The organism is Novilysobacter viscosus (assembly GCF_046600715.1).
Classification (GTDB): Bacteria; Pseudomonadota; Gammaproteobacteria; order Xanthomonadales; family Xanthomonadaceae; genus Lysobacter_C; species Lysobacter_C viscosus.
Window position 1 is genome coordinate 56,943 of the sequence record NZ_JBJMAV010000010.1, and the last position, 23,618, is coordinate 80,560.

Here is a 23,618-nt window from a genome sequence, read left to right on the forward strand (position 1 = left end):
TGCGATGCTTCCGCCGATGCCAAGGGGAACCCACCGCCGCCGATACCGGGTGCGCACTGCCTGCGCCGCCGCCGCACTGCTGCTGGCGGGGGCGTGCGCCGAGCCCGAACAGGGCGCCGCCGGGGCGACACTGGCCGGGCTGCTGCTGGATCCGCAGATGGACGAGATCAGCGGCCTGGCCGCATCGCGCGTCCACCCGGAAGTGTTGTGGTTGCACGACGATGGCGGCAATCCCGCCCGCCTGTTCGCCACCAGCACCTCGGGCGGACGCCAGGCGACGTTCCACGTGGAGGGAGTGGCCAAGACCGACTGGGAGGACATCGCCGCGTTCGAGCTGGACGGCCGCCGCTACCTGCTGCTGGCCGATACCGGCGACAACGGGGGGTTGCGGCGGAGCCTGCAGTTGCACGTGATCGAAGAACCCGCCGAACTGGAGAACGCGCGGCTGACCCCGGCGTGGTCGATCGCCTTCCGCTGGCCCGACGGCCCGCGCGACTGCGAGGCGGTAGCCGTGGACGTCGAACGCGGCGAGGTGCTGCTGGTGTCCAAGAAGCGTGAGCCGCCCGAGCTGTTCTCGCTGCCGTTGCGTCCGGCCGGCGACGGGCTGCAGACCGCCACGCCCCTGGGCGTGCTGGCCGGCATGCCGCCGCCGTCGCCTGCCGAGCAGGACGACGCCGGGCGCGCCCGCTTCGACCGCCATGTCACCGCCGCCGACATATCACCCGATGGCCGCTCCCTGGCGGTGATGACCTACCGCTACCTGCTGCTGTATCCCCGCAGCGGCCGCGACACCTGGGCCAGCGCGGTGACCGGCCAGCCCCAGGTGATATCCCTGCCGCCCCTGCCGCAGGCCGAGGCGATGGGCTGGTCCGCCGACGGCCGGCACCTGTACGCCACCGGCGAGTTCATCCCTGCGCCGATGTACCGCATCACGCCGTAGACGCGTCCGGCACAGCGCGGCCACGAGGGGCGCGCGCCAGCCTTCCGGCAATGCATTGCATCCCGACGCCCCGCACCGGGTCTCGCACCGGCCACGCCGGCCGGCTCCAGCGCAAACAACCCGGGCCATCGACCCGAGCGTCCACGCCGTCAGCCTGTCCGCGCGCCGATGAACGGTCTTGACCTGATATCAATTTGATATCACTCTATCGACATACCCAAAAGGACGAGGCGAACCATGAAAGAGAATCCCACCCGCTCCCTGCCCGGCATCCCGGTGTTGCTGGCGTTGCTCCTGGCGATGATCGCCGCCACCGTGGTGCTGTTCCAGGGCGTGGCGGGCGACAGCCCGCTGACCGCCGTGCTGGCGGTGATCGGGGGGCTCGTCGCGTTCTTCCTGCTGTTCGGCCTGTACATGGTCGAGCCCAACCAGTCGGCGGTGCTGAGCCTGTTCGGCAAGTACGTCGGCACCGTCCACGACAACGGCCTGCGCTGGAACAACCCGTTCTTCTCCAAGCGCAAGGTGTCGCTGCGGGTGCGCAACTTCGAGAGCGGCAAGCTCAAGGTCAACGAACTGGACGGCAGCCCGATCGAAATCGCGGCGGTGATCGTCTGGAGGGTGGTCGACTCGGCCGAGGCGGTGTTCAACGTCGACGACTACGAGAGCTTCGTGCACATCCAATCCGAGGCGGCGCTGCGGGCCATGGCCACCAGCTACCCCTACGACCAGCACGAGGAAGGCCAGGTCTCCCTGCGCAGCCATCCGGTGGAGATCAGCGAGCGGCTGAAGGAACAGCTCGACGAGCGCCTGACCGAGGCCGGCGTCGACGTCATCGACGCGCGCATCAGCCACCTGGCCTACGCGCCGGAAATCGCCCACGCCATGCTGCAGCGCCAGCAGGCCAATGCGGTGATCGCCGCACGCACCCGGATCGTGGCGGGCGCGGTGGGCATGGTCGAGATGGCATTGGAGGAGTTGCAGAAGAACGGCGTCGTCCAGCTGGACGAGGAGCGCAAGGCGGCGATGGTCAGCAACCTGCTGGTGGTGCTGTGCAGCGACCGCAGCACCCAGCCGATCGTCAACACCGGCACCCTTTACTGAGGACATGACCATGGACTGGGAACGCTACCTCGCCCCCGCCGCCATGGCCCTCAGCGCCATGCCGGTCTTCCTCATCGCCGGGCTGGTGCGCGGCGGCCGCCTGCACCTGGTCAACGGACTGGACGCCAGCCGCGTGCGCGACCCCGAACGCCTCGCCCGTCGGCTGGGCGCGTTGCTGGCAGCGGTGGGGTTCAGCGTGCTGCTGGGCGCGGCCGGCCTTGCCTGGGCCGGATCCGACGAAGCCCGGGTCACTGGCGTGGTCATTGGGTTGCTGCTGGCGGTCAATGGTTTGGCCGTGGCATTGATCCTCACCGTCGCCAGGGCGCGCCGCGTCGATGATCAAGGGCAGCGGCCCGGGTCGCGATCCACAAGGCGATGACCCAGAAGAAGGCCTACCCGCTGCGGATCAACGCCAGGGTGCTGGAGGCGGCGCAGCGTTGGGCCGACGACGAACTGCGCAGCCTCAACGCACAGATCGAGTACGTGCTGCGCGACGCACTGCGCAACGCCGGGCGGCTGCCCCGCGCGACCGACGGAAAAGACGAACACAGCCACGATGAGGAACAGGACCCATGAGCGAGCGATGGATGTACGAGGTGGTGGAGATCAAGCCCGGATTGATGGGCGGCTTCAAGACGGAGGTGGTGCAGGAGGCCCTCAACACCCGGGGCCGGCTTGGCTGGGAACTGGTCAACCTTGTCGTGAGCCCGGCCATGCCCGCGCTTGCTGTGTTCAAGAAGCCCGCCTGATCCCCGCACCCCGCCTCCGCGAATGGCGGGGCGTGGCCACGGGCGCTAACCTGAGCCGATGCGAGGCGAGCCACTCCACCTGATCAACACGTCCCGGATCGAGGTCTGGCCGGGCGGCCTGCTGCGCGCCCGCAGCAACCGCGACGCGCGGGTACTGGCGCGCGCGCGCCACGTGCTCCGGCGCAAGCGCGATGGCCGGTTCCTGGCCGCCGACCTGGCCGAAGGCCTGATGCCACTCGTGCCGCGGCTGGGGCACGAGGCGGGACTGGACGAAGCACTCGACGCCATCGAAGTCCACGCGCCGCACCGCCGCCCGGGCATCGAGCGCATCCGCGAGCTGCCCCTGGACGCACTGGAAACGCGCCTGGACGCGCTGGGCCTCGACCAGCGCTACGGCGAGCGCACCGGCCTGGCGCTGGTGGGCGAGCCGGACTGGCTGGCACTGGCGGGGCTCGACCGCTTCCGGCGCCCGCTGTGGCTGATCGAGCCCGCCGCGCGCGCGTGGTCGCACCTGCAGGCGGGCGCACGCCGCCAGGGCATCGTGCTGGAAGCCATCTCCGGTTACCGCAGCCACGACTACCAGCTGGGGATTTTCGAACGCAAGCTGGCGCGTGGCCAGGGCGTCGACGAGATCCTCGCGGTCAATGCCGCGCCGGGCTACAGCGAGCACCACTCCGGGCGCGCACTCGACATCGGCACCCCCGGCGAACCCGCGGCCGAGGAATCGTTCGAAGCGACCCCGGCCTTCGAATGGCTGGGCCGACACGCCGCGCAATACGGCTTCACCATGAGCTACCCGCGGGACAACCCGCACGGCATCGTCCACGAGCCGTGGCACTGGTGCTGGCACGCCGCGGGCGGTGCGGCCGCGCCGACGCCCGGTAGTTGACCCGGCAGTGCCCTTCCGCCATAGGTCTCCCCCAACCGCCAGCCGGCACTCCCGTCTCCCGGGCTGACCTAGCCTTGGGACCGCGGCGTTGGTGGGGCTTTCGCGGCGACGGAATCGGCAATGCGCCACAGGTAGAGGCTCGCGTAGGTCCGATACGGCCCCCACCGCACCCCGCGGTCTGCCAGCTCGCGCGGCGACGGCGGGGCATCCAGCCCATCGACCACCTGCACGCCCTTGCGGATACCCAGGTCGTCCACCGGCAGCACGTCCGGCCGACCCAGGCGGAACATCAGCATCATCTCCACCGTCCATCGTCCGATCCCCCGGGTCGGAACCAGTGCGGAGACGATCCCCTCGTCGTCCATGCGCGCCATCTTCCGCAGTCCGGGGATTTCACCGGCGGCTTCGCGCGCGGCCAGGTCACGCAAAGCACGCGCCTTGTTGCCTGAAACGCCGCAGGCGCGAAGTGCGGGATCGTCGATGCGCGCCAACGTATCGGCATGCAGGCGCCCGCTGTCGATCGCCGCCTCGACCCGCCCGACGATGGTGGCCGCCGCCTTCCCACTCAGCTGCTGGTAGAGGATGGCCCTCGCCAGGGCATCGACCGGATCGAACCGTGCGCGCCAGCGCGGGTCCGGCGGGATCGGGCCGATGCGGCGGATCCAGGCTGCCAGGCGTCGATCGCTGCGCACCAGGTGCGCACGGGCCGCCTCGGTGTCGAACCCGCGCACCATGTCAGCTGCGGAACCTTCCGAGGGCGAACACCAGCGCCAGCGCCAGCCACGCCGCGATCATCAGGCCACCCCCCACGGGCGCGAACGGCGCCGACATCCCAAGCGCGTGCGACAGGACCAGGCTGCCCGAGAACAGCAGTACGCCCAGCAGCATTGCCACCAGGCAACCCCGCACGGCACGACCCGTGCCCTGCATGCCCACGGCCATCAGCGCGATGCCATGCCCGAATGCCATCAGCGCGGCCAACTGCAACCGGGCCTGGGCCTCGCCTCCACTTGCGTGTGCGGCGTAGGCCGAAAGCGCGACGGACCCACCCGCCAGTAGCGCGCCCAGCGCCGGCAACAGCCGCGGCTGGCGTCGCAACAGGTGACCTGGGGCCGGCGACGGTTCGGACATGGGCGGGGTGGTTCCAGGGTGCACCACGATAGCAGTCGGCCCGACGGCCGCGCCGCGTAACACGGCGGACGGGCACCTCGCCGGCGCCACTGGCTCGCGGCCGGACGGGCGGAAACAAGCGAAGCGGAAAAAAAACGCCGCGCGGATGACCGCGCGGCGTTGCCGTACTGCATAACGGGACTGGGCTCAGCGAACGGCCCAGTAGACCTCGAATTCGCCGTCCGGCATGAAGCCACCCTCGATGCCGGACTTCCAGACCTCATAGGGCCGTTCGGCGGTCTCGAAGCCCTGGGTCAGCGCCCAGGCGCGCAGCGCATCGCGCACCATCGCCAGGTTGGCCATGTGGCCGGTGAAGGGCACCATCGCGACCTTGCTCGCCGGCGAACGCAGGTATTCCACCGGGCCGTCCAGCTTCAGGCCGGTCAGCTCGGGTGCGTCAACGGCCGCCACTTCGGTTTCGACCTCGGCGGCTTCACCGTCTTCGCTGCCTTCGTCTTCGTCGGCGTCCGGGGACGCACCACCCGAGCGCTTGCGCACCGGCACCGCGACATCGAACGAGTAGCTCTCGGCACCGAACTCGTTGGTGATGATGCGCACCGGGCCGGCGGCCTCGAGGTTGTTGGCCGCCATCACCCGGCGGATCCACTCCATGTTGCCGGTCATCTGCTTGGCAACGGCCTCGTTGTCACGCGGCACCGCGGCGCTGACGAACAGCAGGTTCTCGGCCGGACGGTCCTGCAGGCGCGGTGCCTTCTCCGGGTCATCCTTGCTCAGCTCGGAATAGTCGTAGTTCGGCACGGCGGCCAGCATGTTGCTCAGGCGCTGCAGGCCCAGTTTCATGTCGGCACCGACATTGCTGCTGACGTACATGCCGGCGTAGCGCCCGATCAGGTTCCATCCGTAGTCAACATCGTAGGTCTGGGTGATCTCGACGTTGCGCCCCGCGCGGCCGGTCGGCCGCAGCGAGTAGGTGGTGCGCTTGTTGATGCCCGGCTCCGGGTCGGTCAGCTCGAAGGTGACACTCTTGCGCGGCTCGGCGGAGACGAGCTCCCAGCTGCCTTCCCCCAGCGCGGTGTCGGAGGTGTAGTCCAGGCGCGAGCCCACGCCCGACTCCGGGCCCGACTTCTCGATCTCGACACTGGGGTCGCGAAGCACGAGCGGGTGCCAATCTTCGAAGCGGCGCAGGCTGCTGATCGTGTCGTACACGATGGTCAGCTTGCGGTTGGTTTCCACGCTTTCCTCGTGGTGCCGGCTGGAGGGCAGCAGCACCCCCACCACCAGGAACAGCGCGGCCACGATGGCCAGCGAAATCAGGATCTCGATCAAACGGGTCATTCAGGTTCTCCAGGGCCGACCCGGGACCAGACCGGGGCGCAGACCCATAATCCTAGCAAGGAAGGCGGGGGCGAAGCAGTAGTTGTATTGCACGCGGCCCGGGACGCCCCGCCCCGCGCGCTGGGTCCCCTGTACCGGGACCGGGAAAAGCTACACCGCGCCCATGTCCTGCGGCCGTCAACGGCGGGCCTCGAGGCAAGCCTGAACATGAAGCGAGGCATGAACGCCGCCCGGCATGCCTGAGCGCCGCCGCCTGCGAGCCACCGGCTCGCGCGGCCACGAACGCCCGCCGCGCTGCGGCGGGCCGGACATCCTGCCGCTCAGACCAGCTGCAGCTCGAAGGCCTTCAGCACCGCCCGGGTGCGGTCGCGGACGCCGAGCTTGGACAGGATGTTGGACACGTGGTTCTTGATGGTGCCCTCGGCCACGCCCAGCGAATTGGCGATTTCCTTGTTGGAGAAGCCGCCTGCCATCAGCCTCAGGATCTCGGTCTCGCGCTCGGTCAGCGGGTCGGGACGGTCGAGGCTGACGAAGTCGTTGCGCATGTGCTCCAGCCCCGACAGCAACCGCTGGGTCACCGCTGGCTGCACCAGCGAACCGCCCGCGGCGACCGTCTGGATGGCGCCGACGAGCTTTTCCAGGGAGACGTCCTTGAGCATGTAGCCCTTGGCACCGGCCTTCAGCCCGGCCAGCACCAGCTGGTCGTCATCGAAGGTGGTGAGGATGATCGTGGGGGGCAGGCTGTTGCTGCGGGCCAGCGCCTGCAGCGCCTCCAGACCGGACATCACCGGCATGCGCATGTCCATCAGCACCACGTCCGGGCCGACCTGCGGGATCATTTCGACGGCCTGGCGGCCATCACCGGCCTCGGCAACCACCTCGATGCCTTCGGCCAGGGACAACAGCGAACGTACGCCCTGGCGCACCAGGGTCTGGTCGTCCACCAGCATCACACGGATCATGCGATCACTCCTTCGGGGGCAGCGGCCGGGGCCGCCGATGCCGGCAACGTCAGGAACAGGCAGAAGCCTTCCTGCGGCCGGGTCTTTATCTCGAGGTTGCCACCATATTGCGCCAGCCGTTCGCGCATGCCGAGCAACCCGTTGCCGGCCACGAAGGCCTCGGCCCCGCGACCATCGTCGCGCGCGGTCATCGCCACCCGGCCGCCGGCACGCCGGGCCTCGATCCACAGGTTGCGCGCCGCCGCGTGGCGCACGGCGTTGGTGATCACTTCCTGCGTGCAGCGCAGCAGCACGTGCGCCCGCTCGGGGTCGTCCATAGTCAACGGCGACTCGATGTCCATGTGGATCTGCAGCGAAGGCACGTTCTCGGCCAAGGGGCGCAACGCGGCTTCCAGGTCGATGGCCCCGCCGTCGCGCAGGTGGCTGACCGCTTCGCGCACGTCGGTCAGCAGCAGCCGCGCCAACGTGTGGGCCTGCTGCACATGCTCCTTGACCCGCCCCTCCGACAGGTGGCCGGCCACTTCCAGGTTGAGGCTCAAGGCGGTGAGGTGGTGGCCGAGAAGGTCGTGCAATTCGCGCGAGATCCGCGTGCGTTCGTTGACCCGGGCGCTTTCGGCCAGCAGCACGCGGGTGGCACGCAACTCCGCATTGAGCCGGCGCTGCTCCTCGCGCGCCTGCGCCTGCTGGCGCGCGACCAGGCTGGTCACGAACACAAATGCACAGAAGCCCGCATACAGCGCGGACTGCATCAACGCTTCCGGGTAGGTGAAGTCCAGCCCGCGCACGTACACCGGGACCACCACGAACTGGCTCAGCACCAGCCACGCCACGCCGACGGGCAGGGGCAGCAGCCACGGCAGCACGCAGGCGACCACCATCAGCAGGATGCTGCCCAGCCCGCTGCCGCTGTAGTAGCTGATGGCGATCGCGGTACCGGTCAGCACCATCAGCAGCGTGTAGTCGAACAGGTTGGCCCGGCGGGCCCCGAGGTTGCGGGTGACCCAGCTGTAGCTGAGGCCGAAGGACAGGTACAGCGCCCAGATCGTCCAGCCAAAGCGCAGCGCGCCGATCGCCCCCTCGGCCAGGCCCGGGTCGCCGCCGAGGGGCTGCAGGGTCAGCGATAGCAGCGGGAACCCGACCATCGCCCAGGTGAACAGGCCGGCGTAGCGCAGCAGTCTGGAATGGTTCAGCCGGTTCAACATCGCTGCATGCTAGCGGGATGTGCGCCCGCCGGGGCCTTCCGAAAGTCATGGCCCGCCCGGCAGCAGGGTGTCGGACCCGGTCGCCGGGGTCGATGTGCCATGCGATAATCGCCGGGTTGCCCGTTCCGCCGGCCACATCGCAGCAGCGCGTCACAGAACCCTGGAGCACCGGAATGTCGATCGTCGTCCGCGACGTGCGTGAGCACGAGCTGGATTCCGTCCTTGCACTCAACAATGCCGCCGGACCCACCATCCTGCCGTTGGATGCGGCAAGACTGCGGCACTTCTTCGACCATGCCGAATGCTTCCGCGTCGCCGAACGTGACGGCACCCTTGCCGGCTTCCTGATCGGGATGGCCTCCACCGCCCAGCACGACAGCAGCAACTTCCGCTGGTTCCTGGAGCGTTATCCGGACTTCTTCTATATCGACCGCATCGTGGTCGCCAGCCGGCGCCGCGGGGGTGGTGTCGGGCGGGCGCTGTATGCCGATGCCCAGAGCTATTCGGAGCTGCGTTACCCGCAGATGGCCTGCGAGGTGTTCCTGGAAGGGGCCAACGACCCGGTGCTGCTGTTCCATGGCAGCTTCGGCTTCCGCGAGGTGGGCCAGCACGTGATGCCGGGCACCGGCATCCGTGCGGCGATGCTGATGAAGACGCTCTGCAGCTACCCGTGGGTGCGCGAAACCTACGGCGATGAGCTGCCCGATGCGCCATGGATCATGCGGCCGCGCCAGGCGCCCCTCACCGCCCGGCATCGCCCGACGGGAACCGCATGAGCACGGCGGTGGACTACGAGCAGGCGGGCGAACTCAAGATCGGCCAGGTCGGCATCGCCAACCTCCGGGTTCGCACACTGGATGTGGCGCGCCTGGTCGAGGAGATGCAGGGCCGCGTGCAGCGTGCCCCCAAGCTGTTCTCACGCGCCGCGGTGGTCCTGGATTTTGGCGGACTGGCGCAGACCCCCGACCTCACCACCGCCCGCGCATTGATCGACGGACTGCGCGGTGCCGGCGTGCTGCCGGTGGCGCTGGCCTACGGCACCAGTGAAACCGAACGCCTGGCCGAGCAGCTCGACCTGCCGCTGCTGTCCAAGTTCCGCGCCCAGTACGAACGCGCCGACGGCGATGCGCCGACGGCCCCGCCCGCGGCACCGCCTGCACCCGCCGCCGAAGCCGCGTCGCGCCCCGGCCCGGCAGCGCCCGCCGCTGCCGCCTCGCCTGGCCTGATCCAGTCCAATCCCGTGCGCTCCGGCCAGCAGGTCTATGCCGATAACCGCGACCTCACCGTGCTGACCTCGGTCGGCGCCGGCGCGGAGGTCATCGCCGACGGCTCGGTGCACATCTACGGCCCGCTGCGCGGACGTGCGCTGGCCGGTGCGCAGGGCAACGAGAAGGCCCGCATCTTCTGCCGCGAGTTCCATGCCGAACTCGTGGCCATCGCCGGGCACTACAAGGTGCTCGAAGACATCCCGAAGGACCTGCGCGGCAAGGCCGTGCAGGCCTGGCTCGAAGACGGGCAACTCAACATCGCGGCGCTGGATTGACGCCGCACCACTGGAGGAATCGAACTTGGCCGAAATCATCGTAGTCACCTCGGGCAAAGGCGGCGTCGGCAAGACCACGACCAGCGCCAGCCTGGCCTGCGGGCTTGCCCGCCGCGGCCACAAGGTCGCCGTCATCGACTTCGACGTCGGCCTGCGCAACCTGGACCTGATCATGGGCTGCGAGCGCCGCGTGGTGTACGACTTCGTCAATGTCGTCAACGGCGAGTCCACGCTCAAGCAGTCATTGATCAAGGACAAGCGTTTCGACAACCTGCACGTGCTGGCCGCGTCGCAGACCCGCGACAAGGACGCGCTGACCAAGGAAGGCGTGCAGAAGGTGCTCGACGATCTCGCCGCGGACGGCTTCGACTACATCGTCTGCGATTCCCCCGCCGGCATCGAGAAGGGTGCCTACCTGGCGATGTATTTCGCCGACCAGGCAGTGGTGGTGGTTAACCCGGAAGTGTCTTCGGTGCGCGATTCCGACCGCATCCTGGGCCTGCTTTCGTCCAAGACCCGCCGCGCCGAGAACGGCGAGCGCGTCAAGGAGCACCTGCTGCTGACGCGCTACAGCCCCAAGCGCGTGGAGACCGGCGAGATGCTGAGCATCGGCGACGTGGAGGAGATCCTCGGCCTCAAGAGCGTCGGGGTGATCCCGGAGTCGGGCGACGTGCTCAACGCCTCCAACAAGGGCGAGCCGGTCATCCTGGACACCGAGTCCGATGCCGCGCAGGCCTACGACGATGCGGTGGCGCGCCTGCTGGGTGACACCCGGCCGATGCGCTTCACGCAAGCCGAAAAGAAAGGCTTCTTCAGCAAGATGTTCGGGGGTTAAGCCATGGGCCTGTTCGATTTCCTGCTGACCAAGAAGCAGACCGCCTCCGTCGCCAAGGACCGGCTGCGGATCATCGTCGCCCATGAACGCGCCAGCCGCGGTGGGCCGGACTACCTGCCGATGCTGCAGCGCGAACTGCTGGAAGTGATCCGCAAGTACGTCAATGTCGATGCCGAGGCGGTCAAGGTCGATCTGCTCGGCGAAGGCGACAACAAGGTGCTGGACATCTCGGTGGCGCTTCCCGACAAGGACGACGCCCGCGCCGTCGCCAACGGCTGACGTTCGCTGCAGGAGCGGCCTCCAGCCGCGATCAGGAATCCGTCGGCCCGCGCCGACTTTCGATCGCGGCTGAAGCCGCTCCTACGTTCTTCCTGCACATGCTCACCCTTGCCGACATCGGCTTCGATGCCCCCGCCCGACTGCTGGCCGGCCACGGCCTGCGGCTGGTGGCGGTGGCCGACGGCGAGCCGATCCCCGGCAGCTACTGGGGCGAATGCGAGGCGGGCCTGATCGGCAGCGACGTCTTCGCCCGCGGCGACACGCCCGTGCACTCCCTGCTGCACGAGGCCTGCCATCTTGCGGTGATGCCCACCGCCAGGCGCGCCCGCGTGCACACCGACGCGACCGACTGCCAGCTCGAGGAGGACGCGGCCTGCTACCTGCAGGTGCTGTGGGCCGACGCCCTGCCCGGCGTGGGCCGCGACCGGGTGATGGCCGACATGGACGCCTGGGGTTACACGTTCCGCCTGGGCTCGACCCGCGCCTGGTTCGAGCGCGACGCGGAAGACGCAAGGGCGTGGCTGCAAGCCCGTGGCCTGCTTCCGGGCGGGCGCGAGAGCGCCCGCGGGACCGGCTGAGCCCGGCCGCCGCGCCACCGCCACTCCACTTGCACCGCCCCTGAGCGCCCACTAGCCTTCGGGGTTCGGCGCATCCAGCGCGAGTCGCACCCCCGGAGAGACCCACCCATGAAACCCGTCCGCGCGTTGCTCGCGCTCAGCATCACGGCCGCCGTCCTGACCCTGTCAGCCTGCAAGCGCGACGAGGCGCCCGACGCCACGGGCACCGCACCGCAGGCCACCGCGCCCGAAGGCGAGACCGCCGACCAGTTCGCCGCCCGCGTGAATGACGAAATCATGCGGATGCAGCCGGAGATCACCAAGCCGCAGTGGCTGTCCTCGACCTACATCACCGACGACACCCAGTTCCTGGCCGCCAAGGCCAACGAGCGGTACCTGTCCAAGCTCAACCAGTGGGTCGAGCAGGCGCGGCGGTTCGAGGGCCAGGACATGACCCCCGAGACGGCCCGCACCATCCAGCTGCTCAAGCTGGCCACGGCGATGCCCGCCCCGAAGGATCCCGAGAAGCTGGGCGAGCTGACCCGCATCGTGGCCAAGATGGAAGGCATGTACGGTGCCGGCCAGTACTGCACCGGCGAAGGCGACACGCGCAGCTGCCGGCAGTTGGGGCAGCTGGAGGACGTGCTGCGCAGCAACCGCGACTATGACGCGCAGCTCGATGCCTGGCGGGGCTGGCACACCATCGCCCAGCCGATGCGCCAGGACTACACGCGCTTCGTGGAGCTGGTCAACGAAGGCGCCGGGGAAATGGGCTATGCCGATGCCGGCGAGATGTGGCGGTCGGGCTACGACATGAGCCCGGTGGAGATGGCGGCCGAGACCGATCGCCTGTGGGGCCAGGTCAAGCCGCTGTACGAGCAGCTGCACTGCTATGCCCGCACGCGGCTGGAGGCCGAATATGGCGCCGAGCGTGGCCAGGTCGAGGGCGGGATGCTGCCGGCGCACCTGATGGGCAACATGTGGCAGCAGGACTGGGGCAACCTCTGGGACATCCTGGCGCCGTACGAGAACGCCGGCAGCCTGGACATCAACGGCGCGCTGGAAGCGCAGTTCCAGCAGAACTTCGCCGCCGCCCTGACCCGGCAGGGGGGTGAACGCGACGCCTCCACGCTGGCCCAGATCGAGCAGGAAGCCATGCTGGCCACCGCGCGCCAGATGACCGAGCGCGCCGAGGACTTCTACGTGTCGCTGGGCATGCCCGAGTTGCCCGACAGCTACTGGCAGAAGACCCAGTTCATCAAGCCGCGCGACCGCGACGTGGTCTGCCACGCCAGCGCCTGGGACATGGACATGAAGGGCGACGTGCGCACCAAGATGTGCATCAAGCCCAACGAGGAAGATTTCACCACCATCTACCACGAGCTCGGCCACGTGTATTACTACCTGGCCTACAACAAGCTGCCGCCGGTGTTCCAGACCGGCGCGCACGACGGCTTCCACGAGGCCATCGGCGATACCGTCGTGCTGGCGATGACGCCCGAGTACCTGCAGTCGATCGACCTGGTCGGCGAGCAGCAGCAGAGCGAGGAGGCGCTGGTCAACGCGCAGATGCGCATGGCGCTGGCCAAGGTCGCGTTCCTGCCGTTCGGTCTGATGATCGACCGCTGGCGCTGGGGCGTGTTCGACGGAACCATCGAACCGGGCCAGTACAACAAGGCCTGGTGGGACCTGAAGGCGCAGTACCAGGGCGTGGCACCGGCCGACGCCCGTGGCGAGGAGTTCTTCGACCCGGGCGCCAAGTACCACGTGCCGGGCAACACGCCGTACACCCGCTACTTCCTGGCCCACGTGCTGCAGTTCCAGTTCTACAAGTCGCTGTGCGACGCCGCCGGCTACACCGGCCCGCTGCACGAGTGCAGTTTCTACGGCAACAAGGCCGCCGGCCAGAAGCTGCAGGCGATGCTCGCCAAGGGTGCCAGCCAGCCCTGGCAGTCCAGCCTGAAGGAACTGACCGGTGGTGAAGGCATGGACGCAGGCGCGGTGCTCGAGTACTTCGCCCCGCTGCAGGCGTGGCTGAAGGAGCAGAACGAGGGCAAGGCCTGCGGCTGGGACGCCGGCACCGCGACGGCAGCGGCCGCGTCCAAGCCCCAGGCCAAGCCCCAGAGCACGCCTGGGCCCAAACCCCAACCCAAGACCGAACCCAAAACCGAAGCCAAGCCCGAAGCCAAGCCCGAGCCGAAGGCGCCCGCGCAGGGCTGACGGTTCGTCGACGTACCATTGCCACACGGGCCGGCAGGCGACTGCCGGCCTTTTGACTGTCCGGGGTGCGTTCCCGGCGTCGCGCACACCCGCGGATAGAGCGCGGAAACGTGATGCTTTCGTGAACGCAGCCCTCACGGCAGGGCACGTAATGTCCCGCCGTTCAATGCACCCGTTCGCACGCGTCAGGGGGAGTCGGTGGTGAGTGAAGTGAAACAACGCGCGCGCAAGCCTACGGGGGGGTCGGGCAGCGCGGGCTCTGCCGACGCACGCACCAAGTCCCCGTCCGCAGCATCGAGCGGCACCGGTTCCGACGACCCGAAGCTGATGATCCTGCAGGCGATGCAGGCCGTGCGCCAGGGCGATTTCACCGTCCAGTTGCCCATCCACTGGGACGGCATCGATGCCCGGCTGGCGGAAACCTTCAACGAGATCGTGCTGGCCAACCGGCGCCTGGCCCACGAACTCAACCGCGTCGGCCAAAAGGTCGGCGTCGAAGGCCAGACCCGCCAACGCATCGCGCTGTCCAACCGCGAGGCCTGCTGGGGCGAGATGGAGCACTCGGTCAACGGGTTGATCGACGACCTGGTGCGGCCCGTTGAAACCATTACCGAGGCACTGGCCGGCGTATCCAAGGGCGACCTCACCCGCCCGGTGCCGCTGGAGGCCGACGGCCGTCCGCTGCAGGGCGAGTTCCTGCGCTCGGCCACCATCGTCAACCGCATGATCGACCAGATGGGCGAGTTCAGCTCCGAGGTCACGCGCGTGGCGCTGGAGGTCGGCACCGCCGGCCGCCTGGGTGGCCAGGCCAAGGTGAAGGGCGTATCGGGCGTGTGGAAGGAGCTCACCGACTCGGTGAACCAGATGGCGTCCAACCTCACCGCCCAGGTCCGCAACATCTCCGAAGTCACCATCGCGGTGGCAAACGGCGACCTGTCGCGCAAGATCACCGCCGACGTGCGCGGCGAGATGGCCCAGCAGAAGGAGGCCATCAACACCATGGTCGACCAGCTGCGCAGCTTCGCATCGGAAGTGACGCGCGTGGCCCGCGAGGTCGGTACCGACGGCAAGCTGGGTGGCCAGGCCGTGGTGCCCGGCGTGGCCGGCACCTGGAAGGACCTGACCGACTCGGTCAACGCGATGGCGTCCAACCTCACCAGCCAGGTGCGCAACATCGCCGAGGTCACCACCGCGGTGGCCAAGGGCGACCTGTCGCGCAAGATCGCGGTGGATGCGCAGGGCGAGATCCTGCAGCTCAAGGACACCATCAACACGATGGTCGACCAGCTCAACGGCTTCGCCGCGGAAGTGACGCGCGTGGCCCGCGAGGTCGGTACCGAAGGCAAGCTGGGCGGCCAGGCGCAGGTGCCGGACGTCGCAGGCACGTGGAAGGACCTGACCGACCACGTCAACTCGATGGCGTCCAACCTGACCAGCCAGGTCCGCAACATCGCGGAAGTCACCACCGCGGTGGCCAAGGGCGACCTGTCGCGCAAGATCACCGTGGACGTGCGCGGCGAGATGCTGGAGCTGAAGAACACCCTCAACACGATGGTGGACCAGCTCAACAGCTTCGCCGCCGAGGTCACCCGCGTGGCCCGCGAAGTCGGCACCGAGGGCAAGCTCGGCGGCCAGGCCACCGTGCCCGGCGTGGACGGCACCTGGGCCGACCTGACCGACTCGGTCAACGCCATGGCGTCCAACCTCACCAGCCAGGTGCGCAACATCGCCGAGGTCACCACCGCGGTGGCCAAGGGCGACCTCTCGCGCAAGATCGGCGTGACCGCGCAGGGCGAGATCCTGCAGCTCAAGGACACCATCAACACGATGGTGGACCAGCTCAACAGCTTCGCCGCCGAGGTCACCCGCGTGGCCCGCGAGGTCGGCACCGAGGGCAAGCTGGGCGGCCAGGCGGCCGTGCCGGGCGTGGCCGGCACGTGGGCCGACCTGACCGACAACGTCAACGCGATGGCGTCCAACCTCACCAGCCAGGTGCGCAACATCGCCGAGGTCACCACCGCGGTGGCCAAGGGCGACCTGTCGCGCAAGATCGCGGTGGACGTCAAGGGCGAGATGCTCGAGCTCAAGGACACCATCAACACGATGGTCGACCAGCTCAACGGCTTCGCCGCCGAGGTCACCCGCGTGGCGCGCGAGGTCGGCACCGAAGGCAAGCTGGGCGGCCAGGCGCGCGTGCCCGGCGTGGCCGGCACCTGGAAGGACCTCACCGACAACGTCAACTCGATGGCGTCCAACCTCACCAGCCAGGTGCGCAACATCGCCGAGGTCGCCACCGCGGTGGCCAAGGGCGACCTGTCGCGCAAGATCGGGGTGGACGCGCAGGGCGAGATCCTGCAGCTGAAGGACACCCTCAACACGATGGTGGACCAGCTCAACGGCTTCGCCGCCGAGGTCACCCGCGTGGCCCGCGAAGTGGGTACCGAAGGCAAGCTCGGCGGCCAGGCCACCGTGCCCGGCGTGGCCGGCACCTGGAAGGACTTGACCGACAACGTCAACTCGATGGCGTCCAACCTCACCACCCAGGTACGCGGCATTGCCAAGGTGGTGACCGCGGTGGCTACCGGCGACCTGCACCAGAAGCTGACCGTGGAGGCCAAGGGCGAGATCGCCGCGCTGGCCGACACCATCAACGGCATGACCTCCACCCTGGCCATCTTCGCCGACCAGGTGACCTCGGTCGCGCGCGAGGTGGGCGTGGAAGGCAAGCTCGGCGGCCAGGCCAAGGTCCCCGGCACCGCCGGCATCTGGAAGGACCTGACCGCCAACGTCAACCAGCTGGCGGCCAACCTCACCACCCAGGTGCGCGCCATCGCCGAGGTCGCCACCGCGGTGACCCAGGGCGACCTGACCCGATCGATCACCGTGGACGTGCGCGGCGAGTTGTCCGACCTGAAGGACAACATGAACCTGATGATCGGCACGCTGCGCGCAACCACCGAGTCCAGCAGCGAACAGGACTGGCTGAAGACCAACCTGGCCAAGTTCAGCGACATGATGCAGGGCCAGCGCGACCTGATCACGCTGGGCCGCATGCTGCTGTCGGAACTGGCGCCGCTGATGAACGCCCAGCAGGGCGTGATGTACGTGGTCGAGGCCGACGATGCCAACAACCCGGCCCAGTTGCGCAAGCTGGCCGGTTACGCCGACGCCGACACCCGCGACACTTCGCGCACCCTGCAGTTCGGCGAGGGCCTGATCGGCCAGTGCGCGGCCGAGGGCGAGCTGATCCTGATGAACGACGTGCCGCACGGTGCGGTGCAGATCGAATCGGGCCTGCTCAGCGCGGTGCCGCGCAGCGTGATCGTGTTGCCGGTGCTGTTCGAGGACCAGGTCAAGGCGGTGCTGGAGCTGGCCACGCTGTCGGAATTCAGCGCGTCCCAGCGGGCCTTCCTTGAGCAGTTGTCGGGCTCCATCGGCATCGTGCTCAACACCATCGAATCCACCATGCGCACCGAGCGCCTGCTGCAGCAGTCGCAGCAGCTGGCCGGTGAGCTGCAGTCGCAACAGAAGGAACTGCAGCAGACCAACGAGGAAATCGCGCTCAAGGCGCAGATGCTGGCCGAGCAGAAGGCCGAGGTCGAACAGAAGAACCTGCAGATCGAGCATGCCCGCCGCGCGCTGGAGGAAAAGGCCGCCGAGCTCGCCCTGACCTCGCGCTACAAGTCCGAGTTCCTGGCCAACATGTCGCACGAGCTGCGCACGCCGCTCAACTCGATCCTGATCCTGGGCCAGCAGCTGGCCGAGAACCCGGAAACCAACCTCAGCGCGCGCCAGGTGGAGTTCGCCAAGACCATCCATGCCGCCGGCACCGACCTGCTGCACCTGATCAGCGACATCCTCGACCTGTCCAAGATCGAGTCGGGCACGGTCACCGTCGACAGCGAGGAACTGCGCTTCAGCCACCTGCGCGAGAACATGGTGCGCGGCTTCCGCCACGAGGCGGAGCGCCGCGAGCTGGAGTTCTCGGTCGAGTTCGCCCCGGACCTGGGCCCATCGCTCACCACCGACCCCAAGCGGCTGCAGCAGATCCTCAAGAACCTGCTCTCGAACGCGTTCAAGTTCACCGAGGACGGCAGCGTGCGGATGCGCGCCTACAAGGCCGTCGGCGGCTGGAGCCGGGGCCACGACGTGCTCGACAACGCCGCCACCGTGGTCGCCATCGAGGTGTCCGACACCGGCATCGGTATTTCCGCTGACAAGCAGAGGATCGTGTTCGAGGCGTTCCAGCAGGCCGATGCCGGCACCTCGCGCAAGTTCGGCGGCACCGGCCTGGGCCTGGCGATCAGCCGCGAGATCGCCGGCCTGCTGGGTGGCGAGCTCACCCTGCGCAGCGAGCTCGGACAGGGCAGCACCTTCATCCTGTACCTGCCGCTGAACTACGCCGGCGCCGACCGCGCCCACACCGTGCGTGCCGCGCAGGCGCGTCCGCTGCAGCAACCCGCGCCGACCGACACCCCGATCTCGCAACTGGAAAGCGTGTCCGACGACCGTAACCTGGTGCAGCCCGACGAGCCCGTGTTGCTGGTGGTCGAGGACGACCCGCGCTATGCCTCGGTGCTGCGCGACCTGGTCCGCACCAAGGGCTTCCGCGCGTTGGTCGCCAACAGCGGCGTGGAGGCACTGCGACTGGTCCGCGACTACCGGCCCACCGCGATCCTGCTGGACATCATCCTGCCCGACATGCTCGGCTGGACTGTGCTGGCGCGGCTCAAGCAGGACTCGTCCACCCGCCACATCCCGGTGCAGATCATCACCGTGGAGGAAGAGCGCCACCACAGCATCGAGCGCGGCGCCTTCGCCTACCTGGCCAAGCCCTCCAGCCCCGAGAACATCGACGCGGCGTTGCAGCGCATCAAGGACTACACCTCGCCGCGGGTGAAGCGCCTGCTGGTGGTCGAGGACGACGCGGCCGAGCGCATGAGCATCCAGGCCCTGCTGCACCACGACGACGTCGCCATCGACACGGTCGGCTCGGGCAAGGACGCGCTGGCCGCGCTGGACGCCACGCATTACGACTGCGCGGTGCTCGACCTGCACCTGCCGGACATGAGTGGTTTCGAGCTGATCGACCTGATCCAGGCGCACGCGAACGTGAGCGACCTGCCGATCGTGGTGTTCACCGGCAAGGACCTCACCGCCGACGAGGACGCCCGGCTCAAGAAGGCGGCCAAGAGCGTGGTGATCAAGGGCGTGGAGTCGCCCGAACGCCTGCTGGACGAGACCGCGCTGTTCCTGCACCGGGTGATCGCCGACCTGCCGCCGGCCAAGCAGCGCATGGTCGAGCGCCTGCACGAGTCCGACGAAGTGCTGCAGGGCAAGCGCGTGCTGGTGGTGGACGACGACGTGCGCAACATCTTCGCGCTGTCCAGCGTTCTGGAACGCCACGGCATGGACGTGGTGACCGCCGGCACCGGGCAGGAGGCGGTCGAGAAGGTCACTACCGACCCGGAGATCTCGCTGGTGCTGATGGACATCATGATGCCGGGCATGGACGGTTACGCCACGATGCGCTCCATCCGCGAGAAGCCCGAACTGCGTACCCTGCCCATCGTTGCCCTCACCGCCAAGGCGATGAAGGGCGACCGCGAGAAATGCCTTGAGGCGGGTGCATCGGACTACCTTGCCAAGCCCGTCGTTACCGACCAGTTGCTGGGAGTGCTGAGGCAGTGGCTGCACCGCTGACACAAGCCGGCGCCGGGCCCGCCACGGGCCTTGCGCAGGCCATCGCCGGCGAGCCGGTGAAGATCCTGCTGGTCGATGACCAGCCGGGCAGGCTGCTGACATACCGCGCCATCCTGGAGCCACTGGGCGAGACGCTGGTGGAGGCCAGTTCGGGCATGGAGGCGCTCAAGCGGCTGATGGACGAGGATTTCGCCGTCATCCTGCTGGACGTCAACATGCCCGGCATGGACGGCTTCGAGACCGCCAGCCTGATCCACCAGCACCCGCGGTTCGAGAAGACGCCAATCATCTTCGTCACCGCGGTGAATGTCTCCGACATGGACCGCCTGCACGGCTACAAGCTGGGCGCGGTCGACTACGTGATGGTGCCGGTGATCCCGGAGATCCTGCGCAGCAAGGTCGAGGTGCTTGCAGAGCTGCACCGAAAGCGTCGCGAGCTGCAGGTGCTCAACGAATCACTCGCCGCCGACAACCAGGCGCTGCAACTGGAGAAGGCGCGCGAGCTCGAAGCCCTCAACGAATCCCTGCGCGAAGCCAACAGTGCGCTGGCAACGCGCAACGAGGAGCTGCAGCGCGAAGTCGCCGAGCGGGTGCGCGCCGAGCAGCTGCTGCGCGATGCCGACCAGCGCAAGGACGAGTTCCTGGCCACCCTCGCCCACGAGCTTCGAAATCCGCTGGCGCCGCTGCAGAACGCACTGTCGGTGCGCCGCCTGTCGATGGGCGACGCGGAAGACCCCTTGCAGGACACCATGGAGCGCCAGGTCGCCCTGCTGATCCGGCTGATCGACGACCTGCTCGACATCGCCCGCATCACCCAGGGCAAGCTGACCCTGCGCGAGAGCGATACCACGCTGGAAGACGTGCTGGCCGCCGCGGTGGAGATCGCGCGCCCCTTGATCGAAGCCGGTGAACACGCGTTCGAGATGCACCTGCCGGAGGAGTCCATCGTCCTTCGCGCCGACCATGCCAGGCTTTCGCAGGTGTTTGCCAACCTGCTCAACAACGCCGCAAAGTATTCCGACCCGGGCAGCCGCATCGAACTGCACGCCGCCCTGCAGGACGACGAAATCCGCGTCAGCGTCTCCGACACCGGCGTGGGGCTGGCGCCCGAGCAGCTGGATGCCGTGTTCGAGGTCTTCCGCCAGGTCGACACCACGGTCGAGCGCTCGCGGGGCGGCCTGGGCGTCGGCCTGACACTGGTACAGAAGCTTGCGCAGATGCACGCCGGGCGCGTGGAGGTGCACAGCGAGGGGCTCGGCCGGGGCAGCACCTTCCACGTGCACCTGCCGCGCATGCCCGGGACCACCGACACGCCGGTGCAGGGCACTGCGGGGCCGGCGGACTCGCGCGCCACGCCTTCGGGGGAGTCCGCGCCGCGCCGCGTGCTGATCGTCGACGACAACCGCGATGCCGCCGATACGTTGGCGATGATGGTGCGGCTGCTGGGCCACGACGTGGTCCAGATCTACGACCCGCACGCGGTGGAGACCGAGGTCGACCGGTTTGCACCGGACCTGCTGTTCCTGGACGTGGGCATGCCCGGCCGAAGCGGCTATGACATCGCCTCCACCCTGCGTGGCAGGCCGGGCGGCACGAACCTGGAGATCGTGGCCGTCACCGGCTGGGGCCAGCCCGAGGATCGCCGCCGCACCCAGGAGGCCGGCTTCGACGACCACCTGGTCAAGCCGCCCCATTTCGACGCCATCAAACGCATCTGCGAGGGCGCTGCACGCCCCGCAGGCAAGGCTTCCGACGCATGAGTCCCACCCGCAAGAGCTGGCTCGAACGGCTCGCACATGACCTGCGCGGGCCGCTGTCACCCGTGCAGACCGCGGTGTTCCTGCTCCGCGACGAGCGCACGCCCCCCGCCGACCGCGCCGAGCTGCTGGACGTGATCGATCGCCAGACCCGGCGCCTGGGCCGGATGATCGAAGAGGTCAGCGACTTCGTCCGGGCCGACAAGGGCCGGCTGCTGGTGCGCCGCGAGTCGGTGGACCTGGAACTGCTGCTGGACGACATCGGCCCGCGCCTGCGCGAGATGCCGCCTGAAATCACGTTCGAACCCGGTGCCAGCGGCATCACTCTGCACGGCGACGTAGTGCGGTTGGGGCAGCTGATGCGCGCCGTGCTCGGGTTCCAGATGTCACCTGCCGACGCGGCCACGCCACGCGCCACCATCCGCTGCCTGGACGGTGGCCGGATGCAACTGGTTCGCGAGCTGGCGTGCCGCGGCGACGCCGCGGCGATGGCGGCGGGCCTGCTTGGGGACCCGCATCCGGAGCCCGGCGACGACGGCCTGGGCCTGCAGATGATGATCGCCCACGCGATCGCCCTCGCCCACGGCGGCGAGCTCACCGCCCGTGCCCGCGGGGACGACGTGATCGAACTCGACCTGCAGCTTCCTGCCGGGCCCACCGCGGCCGCCTGACCGTGTCGCCGTGCAGCACCGGCGACGGCTGTGATCACCCGCCACCTCCGGCGCCTCCGACTGCGAAGTAGGAGCGACGCAAGTCGCGATCCCAGGCCCTCCGGGGATTCGCGGTCGCCGTGCGGTTTCTGGCATGCCGGGAAGTCGCCCCTGCCTTGGCAGCGACGTGCCGTCGCGATCCACCGCCCACGCCGGGTTGCGCATCGCGACTTGCGTCGCTCCTGCGGTGTGCAGATCTGCCCTCCCACAAGCCACTCCGGTTCCGGACCGCAGCGCCCGGTCGCATACTGCGTGCATGGACACCATCGCCCCCACCGACCTGCAGCCACAGCCGCTCTCGCACGCCACCGCCCTGCCCGCCCGCTACTACGTCGATCCGGCCATCGCCACGTTCGAACGCCAGCACCTGTTCGACCGCGGCTGGCAACTGATTGCCCACGCCTGCCAGTTGCGTGACGCGGGCGACCATGTGGTCGCCGACTTCGCCGGCCTGCCGGTGATCGCAGTGCGCGGCGCCGACGGGACCATCCGCGTGATGCACAACGTCTGCCGCCATCGCGCCGGGCCCATCGCCAGCTGCGACGGGCTGGCGGCCAGGTCCCTGCGCTGCCGCTACCACGGCTGGACCTACGGCCTGGACGGCGTACTGCGCTCGGCGCCGGAAATGGGTGACGCGCAGGACTTCGACCCCGCCGGCATCCGCCTGCCGCAACTGGCGGTGCGGGTGTGGCAGGGACTGGTGTTCGCCGCATCGGATGGCGGCAATGCGATCGACTTCGACGCGTTCGTCGAAGGCATCGATGCGCGCCTCGGCAGCGACCGCGGGCTGGAGCGCTACGGCCACCACCAGCGGGTGGGCTACGACGTGGCGTGCAACTGGAAGGTCTACGTCGACAACTACCTGGAGGGCTACCACGTCCCCCACATCCACCCCGGCCTCAACAAGCTGCTCGACTACCGCAGCTACGTGACCGAAACGGCGCGCTGGTACTCCTACCAGTACAGCCCGCTGGAGAGCGGGGACAACCTGTATGGCGACGGCGACGCGCTGTACTACTGGCTGTGGCCCAACACGATGCTCAATATCCTGCCCGGCCGGTTGCAGACCAACCGGGTGGTCCCGCGCGGCGTGGATCGCTGCCGCGTCGAGTTCGACTTCTACTACACGCTGGACGAATCCGGCGAAGCCCGGTCCCGCCGTGACGCGGACCTGGCCTTCAGCGACGAGGTGCAGGTCGAGGACCTGACGATCTGCGAGGACGTGCAGCGCGGCCTGGCCTCGGGCTCCTACCGTCCGGGCCGCCTCAACCCGCTCCGCGAAAACGCCGTCCACCACTTCCACGAACTCCTGCGCGCCGCCTACCGCGGCAACGACGAACCGCCCGCGTCACCCTGACACGCCTCGAACATCCCCTGTAGGTGCGACGCAAGTCGCGATCACGCCCCCCAACCCTCCACGACGCCCCGCCGGGCGATTGAGCGCCCCTTTTGTAGGAGCGACGTGAGTCGCGATCACATGCTCCAATCCCCTCGCACCCTCCCGGGCATCGGGGCCTCGGACGTCTGACATCGGGCCTCGGGCGTCGGGCGTCGGGCGTCGGGCGTCGGACAGGATCGAATGACTTGCCGGTCCGAAACAGCACGGTCGCGACCCGCGTCGCGTCTGCAGGCGCTTCGCGACTCGCGTCGCTCCTACAGGAGCATGGCGACAGGCGTCGCTTCTGCAGGCTTCGCGACTCACGTC

21 protein-coding genes are annotated in these 23,618 nt (G+C 68.7%); 16 read left to right on the plus strand and 5 right to left on the minus strand.

The features are described from left to right. Positions 1 to 49: 49 nt before the first annotated feature. The 6 genes from ACJQWL_RS12805 (at position 50) to ACJQWL_RS12830 (ending at position 3,679) form a co-directional block, all read left to right on the plus strand. Positions 50 to 940: a hypothetical protein gene (locus ACJQWL_RS12805; protein ID WP_330968491.1), complete on the plus strand. Its 891-nt coding sequence runs from the start codon at positions 50 to 52 to the stop codon at positions 938 to 940. A 237-nt stretch (positions 941 to 1,177) separates the two neighbouring features. Next, positions 1,178 to 2,041, plus strand: a complete 864-nt coding sequence (locus ACJQWL_RS12810) for an SPFH domain-containing protein (protein WP_330968492.1) — start codon at positions 1,178 to 1,180, stop codon at positions 2,039 to 2,041. 10 nt (positions 2,042 to 2,051) lie between these two features. After that, entirely contained in the window at positions 2,052 to 2,420 is a 369-nt protein-coding gene (locus ACJQWL_RS12815) for a hypothetical protein (RefSeq protein WP_330968493.1), read from the plus strand. Beyond that, positions 2,417 to 2,617: a type II toxin-antitoxin system antitoxin gene (locus ACJQWL_RS12820; protein WP_330968494.1), complete on the plus strand. Its 201-nt coding sequence runs from the start codon at positions 2,417 to 2,419 to the stop codon at positions 2,615 to 2,617. The genes ACJQWL_RS12815 and ACJQWL_RS12820 overlap by 4 nt, the downstream gene beginning before the upstream one ends. Then, positions 2,614 to 2,790, plus strand: coding sequence for a DUF4177 domain-containing protein (locus tag ACJQWL_RS12825; RefSeq protein ID WP_330968495.1), 177 nt, complete (start codon positions 2,614 to 2,616; stop codon positions 2,788 to 2,790). The genes ACJQWL_RS12820 and ACJQWL_RS12825 overlap by 4 nt, the downstream gene beginning before the upstream one ends. 58 nt (positions 2,791 to 2,848) lie before the next feature. Continuing rightward, complete coding sequence (locus ACJQWL_RS12830; protein ID WP_330968496.1) at positions 2,849 to 3,679, plus strand: M15 family metallopeptidase; 831 nt, start codon at positions 2,849 to 2,851, stop codon at positions 3,677 to 3,679. Between the two features lie 68 nt (positions 3,680 to 3,747). Here the strand turns inward: ACJQWL_RS12830 and ACJQWL_RS12835 are convergent, their stop codons facing one another. The 5 genes from ACJQWL_RS12835 to ACJQWL_RS12855 form a co-directional block, all read right to left on the minus strand. Further along, positions 3,748 to 4,413, minus strand: coding sequence for a DNA-3-methyladenine glycosylase family protein (locus ACJQWL_RS12835; protein ID WP_330968497.1), 666 nt, complete (start codon positions 4,411 to 4,413; stop codon positions 3,748 to 3,750). A 1-nt stretch (position 4,414) separates the two neighbouring features. Next, the gene (locus ACJQWL_RS12840) at positions 4,415 to 4,810 is read right to left on the minus strand and encodes a DUF423 domain-containing protein (RefSeq protein WP_330968498.1); all 396 of its coding nucleotides are present in this window, start codon (positions 4,808 to 4,810) and stop codon (positions 4,415 to 4,417) included. Positions 4,811 to 4,996: 186 nt separating this feature from the next. Then, positions 4,997 to 6,145, minus strand: coding sequence for a polyketide cyclase (locus ACJQWL_RS12845; protein ID WP_330968499.1), 1,149 nt, complete (start codon positions 6,143 to 6,145; stop codon positions 4,997 to 4,999). 320 nt (positions 6,146 to 6,465) lie between these two features. Then, positions 6,466 to 7,107 (minus strand): response regulator, encoded by a 642-nt coding sequence (locus tag ACJQWL_RS12850; RefSeq protein ID WP_330968500.1) that lies wholly within the window; start codon positions 7,105 to 7,107, stop codon positions 6,466 to 6,468. Then, positions 7,104 to 8,309 (minus strand): sensor histidine kinase, encoded by a 1,206-nt coding sequence (locus ACJQWL_RS12855; protein WP_330968501.1) that lies wholly within the window; start codon positions 8,307 to 8,309, stop codon positions 7,104 to 7,106. The genes ACJQWL_RS12850 and ACJQWL_RS12855 overlap by 4 nt, the downstream gene beginning before the upstream one ends. A gap of 173 nt (positions 8,310 to 8,482) precedes the next feature. Between ACJQWL_RS12855 and ACJQWL_RS12860 the strand changes: the two genes are divergently transcribed. From ACJQWL_RS12860 to ACJQWL_RS12905, 10 genes are all read left to right on the plus strand, one after another. Continuing rightward, entirely contained in the window at positions 8,483 to 9,085 is a 603-nt protein-coding gene (locus ACJQWL_RS12860; RefSeq protein ID WP_330968502.1) for a GNAT family N-acetyltransferase, read from the plus strand. Beyond that, a complete protein-coding gene (minC, locus tag ACJQWL_RS12865; RefSeq protein WP_330968503.1) occupies positions 9,082 to 9,852 on the plus strand; it encodes a septum site-determining protein MinC in 771 nt (256 codons plus the stop codon). Before ACJQWL_RS12860 ends, minC begins: the two co-directional genes overlap by 4 nt. 25 nt (positions 9,853 to 9,877) lie before the next feature. Beyond that, a complete protein-coding gene (gene minD, locus ACJQWL_RS12870) occupies positions 9,878 to 10,687 on the plus strand; it encodes a septum site-determining protein MinD (RefSeq protein ID WP_330968504.1) in 810 nt (269 codons plus the stop codon). A gap of 3 nt (positions 10,688 to 10,690) precedes the next feature. Continuing rightward, positions 10,691 to 10,966, plus strand: coding sequence for a cell division topological specificity factor MinE (gene minE, locus ACJQWL_RS12875; RefSeq protein ID WP_330968505.1), 276 nt, complete (start codon positions 10,691 to 10,693; stop codon positions 10,964 to 10,966). Between the two features lie 98 nt (positions 10,967 to 11,064). Beyond that, on the plus strand, positions 11,065 to 11,544 hold the full coding sequence (locus tag ACJQWL_RS12880; protein WP_330968506.1) for a hypothetical protein: 480 nt from the start codon (positions 11,065 to 11,067) through the stop codon (positions 11,542 to 11,544). 108 nt (positions 11,545 to 11,652) lie between these two features. Further along, complete coding sequence (locus ACJQWL_RS12885) at positions 11,653 to 13,743, plus strand: M2 family metallopeptidase (RefSeq protein ID WP_330968507.1); 2,091 nt, start codon at positions 11,653 to 11,655, stop codon at positions 13,741 to 13,743. A gap of 201 nt (positions 13,744 to 13,944) precedes the next feature. Beyond that, complete coding sequence (locus ACJQWL_RS12890; RefSeq protein ID WP_411300941.1) at positions 13,945 to 19,446, plus strand: HAMP domain-containing protein; 5,502 nt, start codon at positions 13,945 to 13,947, stop codon at positions 19,444 to 19,446. Then, positions 19,431 to 21,206 (plus strand): response regulator, encoded by a 1,776-nt coding sequence (locus ACJQWL_RS12895; RefSeq protein ID WP_330968509.1) that lies wholly within the window; start codon positions 19,431 to 19,433, stop codon positions 21,204 to 21,206. Before ACJQWL_RS12890 ends, ACJQWL_RS12895 begins: the two co-directional genes overlap by 16 nt. After that, on the plus strand, positions 21,203 to 21,874 hold the full coding sequence (locus ACJQWL_RS12900) for a sensor histidine kinase (RefSeq protein WP_330968510.1): 672 nt from the start codon (positions 21,203 to 21,205) through the stop codon (positions 21,872 to 21,874). The genes ACJQWL_RS12895 and ACJQWL_RS12900 overlap by 4 nt, the downstream gene beginning before the upstream one ends. Positions 21,875 to 22,169: 295 nt before the next feature. After that, on the plus strand, positions 22,170 to 23,270 hold the full coding sequence (locus tag ACJQWL_RS12905; protein ID WP_330968511.1) for an aromatic ring-hydroxylating oxygenase subunit alpha: 1,101 nt from the start codon (positions 22,170 to 22,172) through the stop codon (positions 23,268 to 23,270). The last annotated feature ends 348 nt before the right edge of the window (positions 23,271 to 23,618 follow it).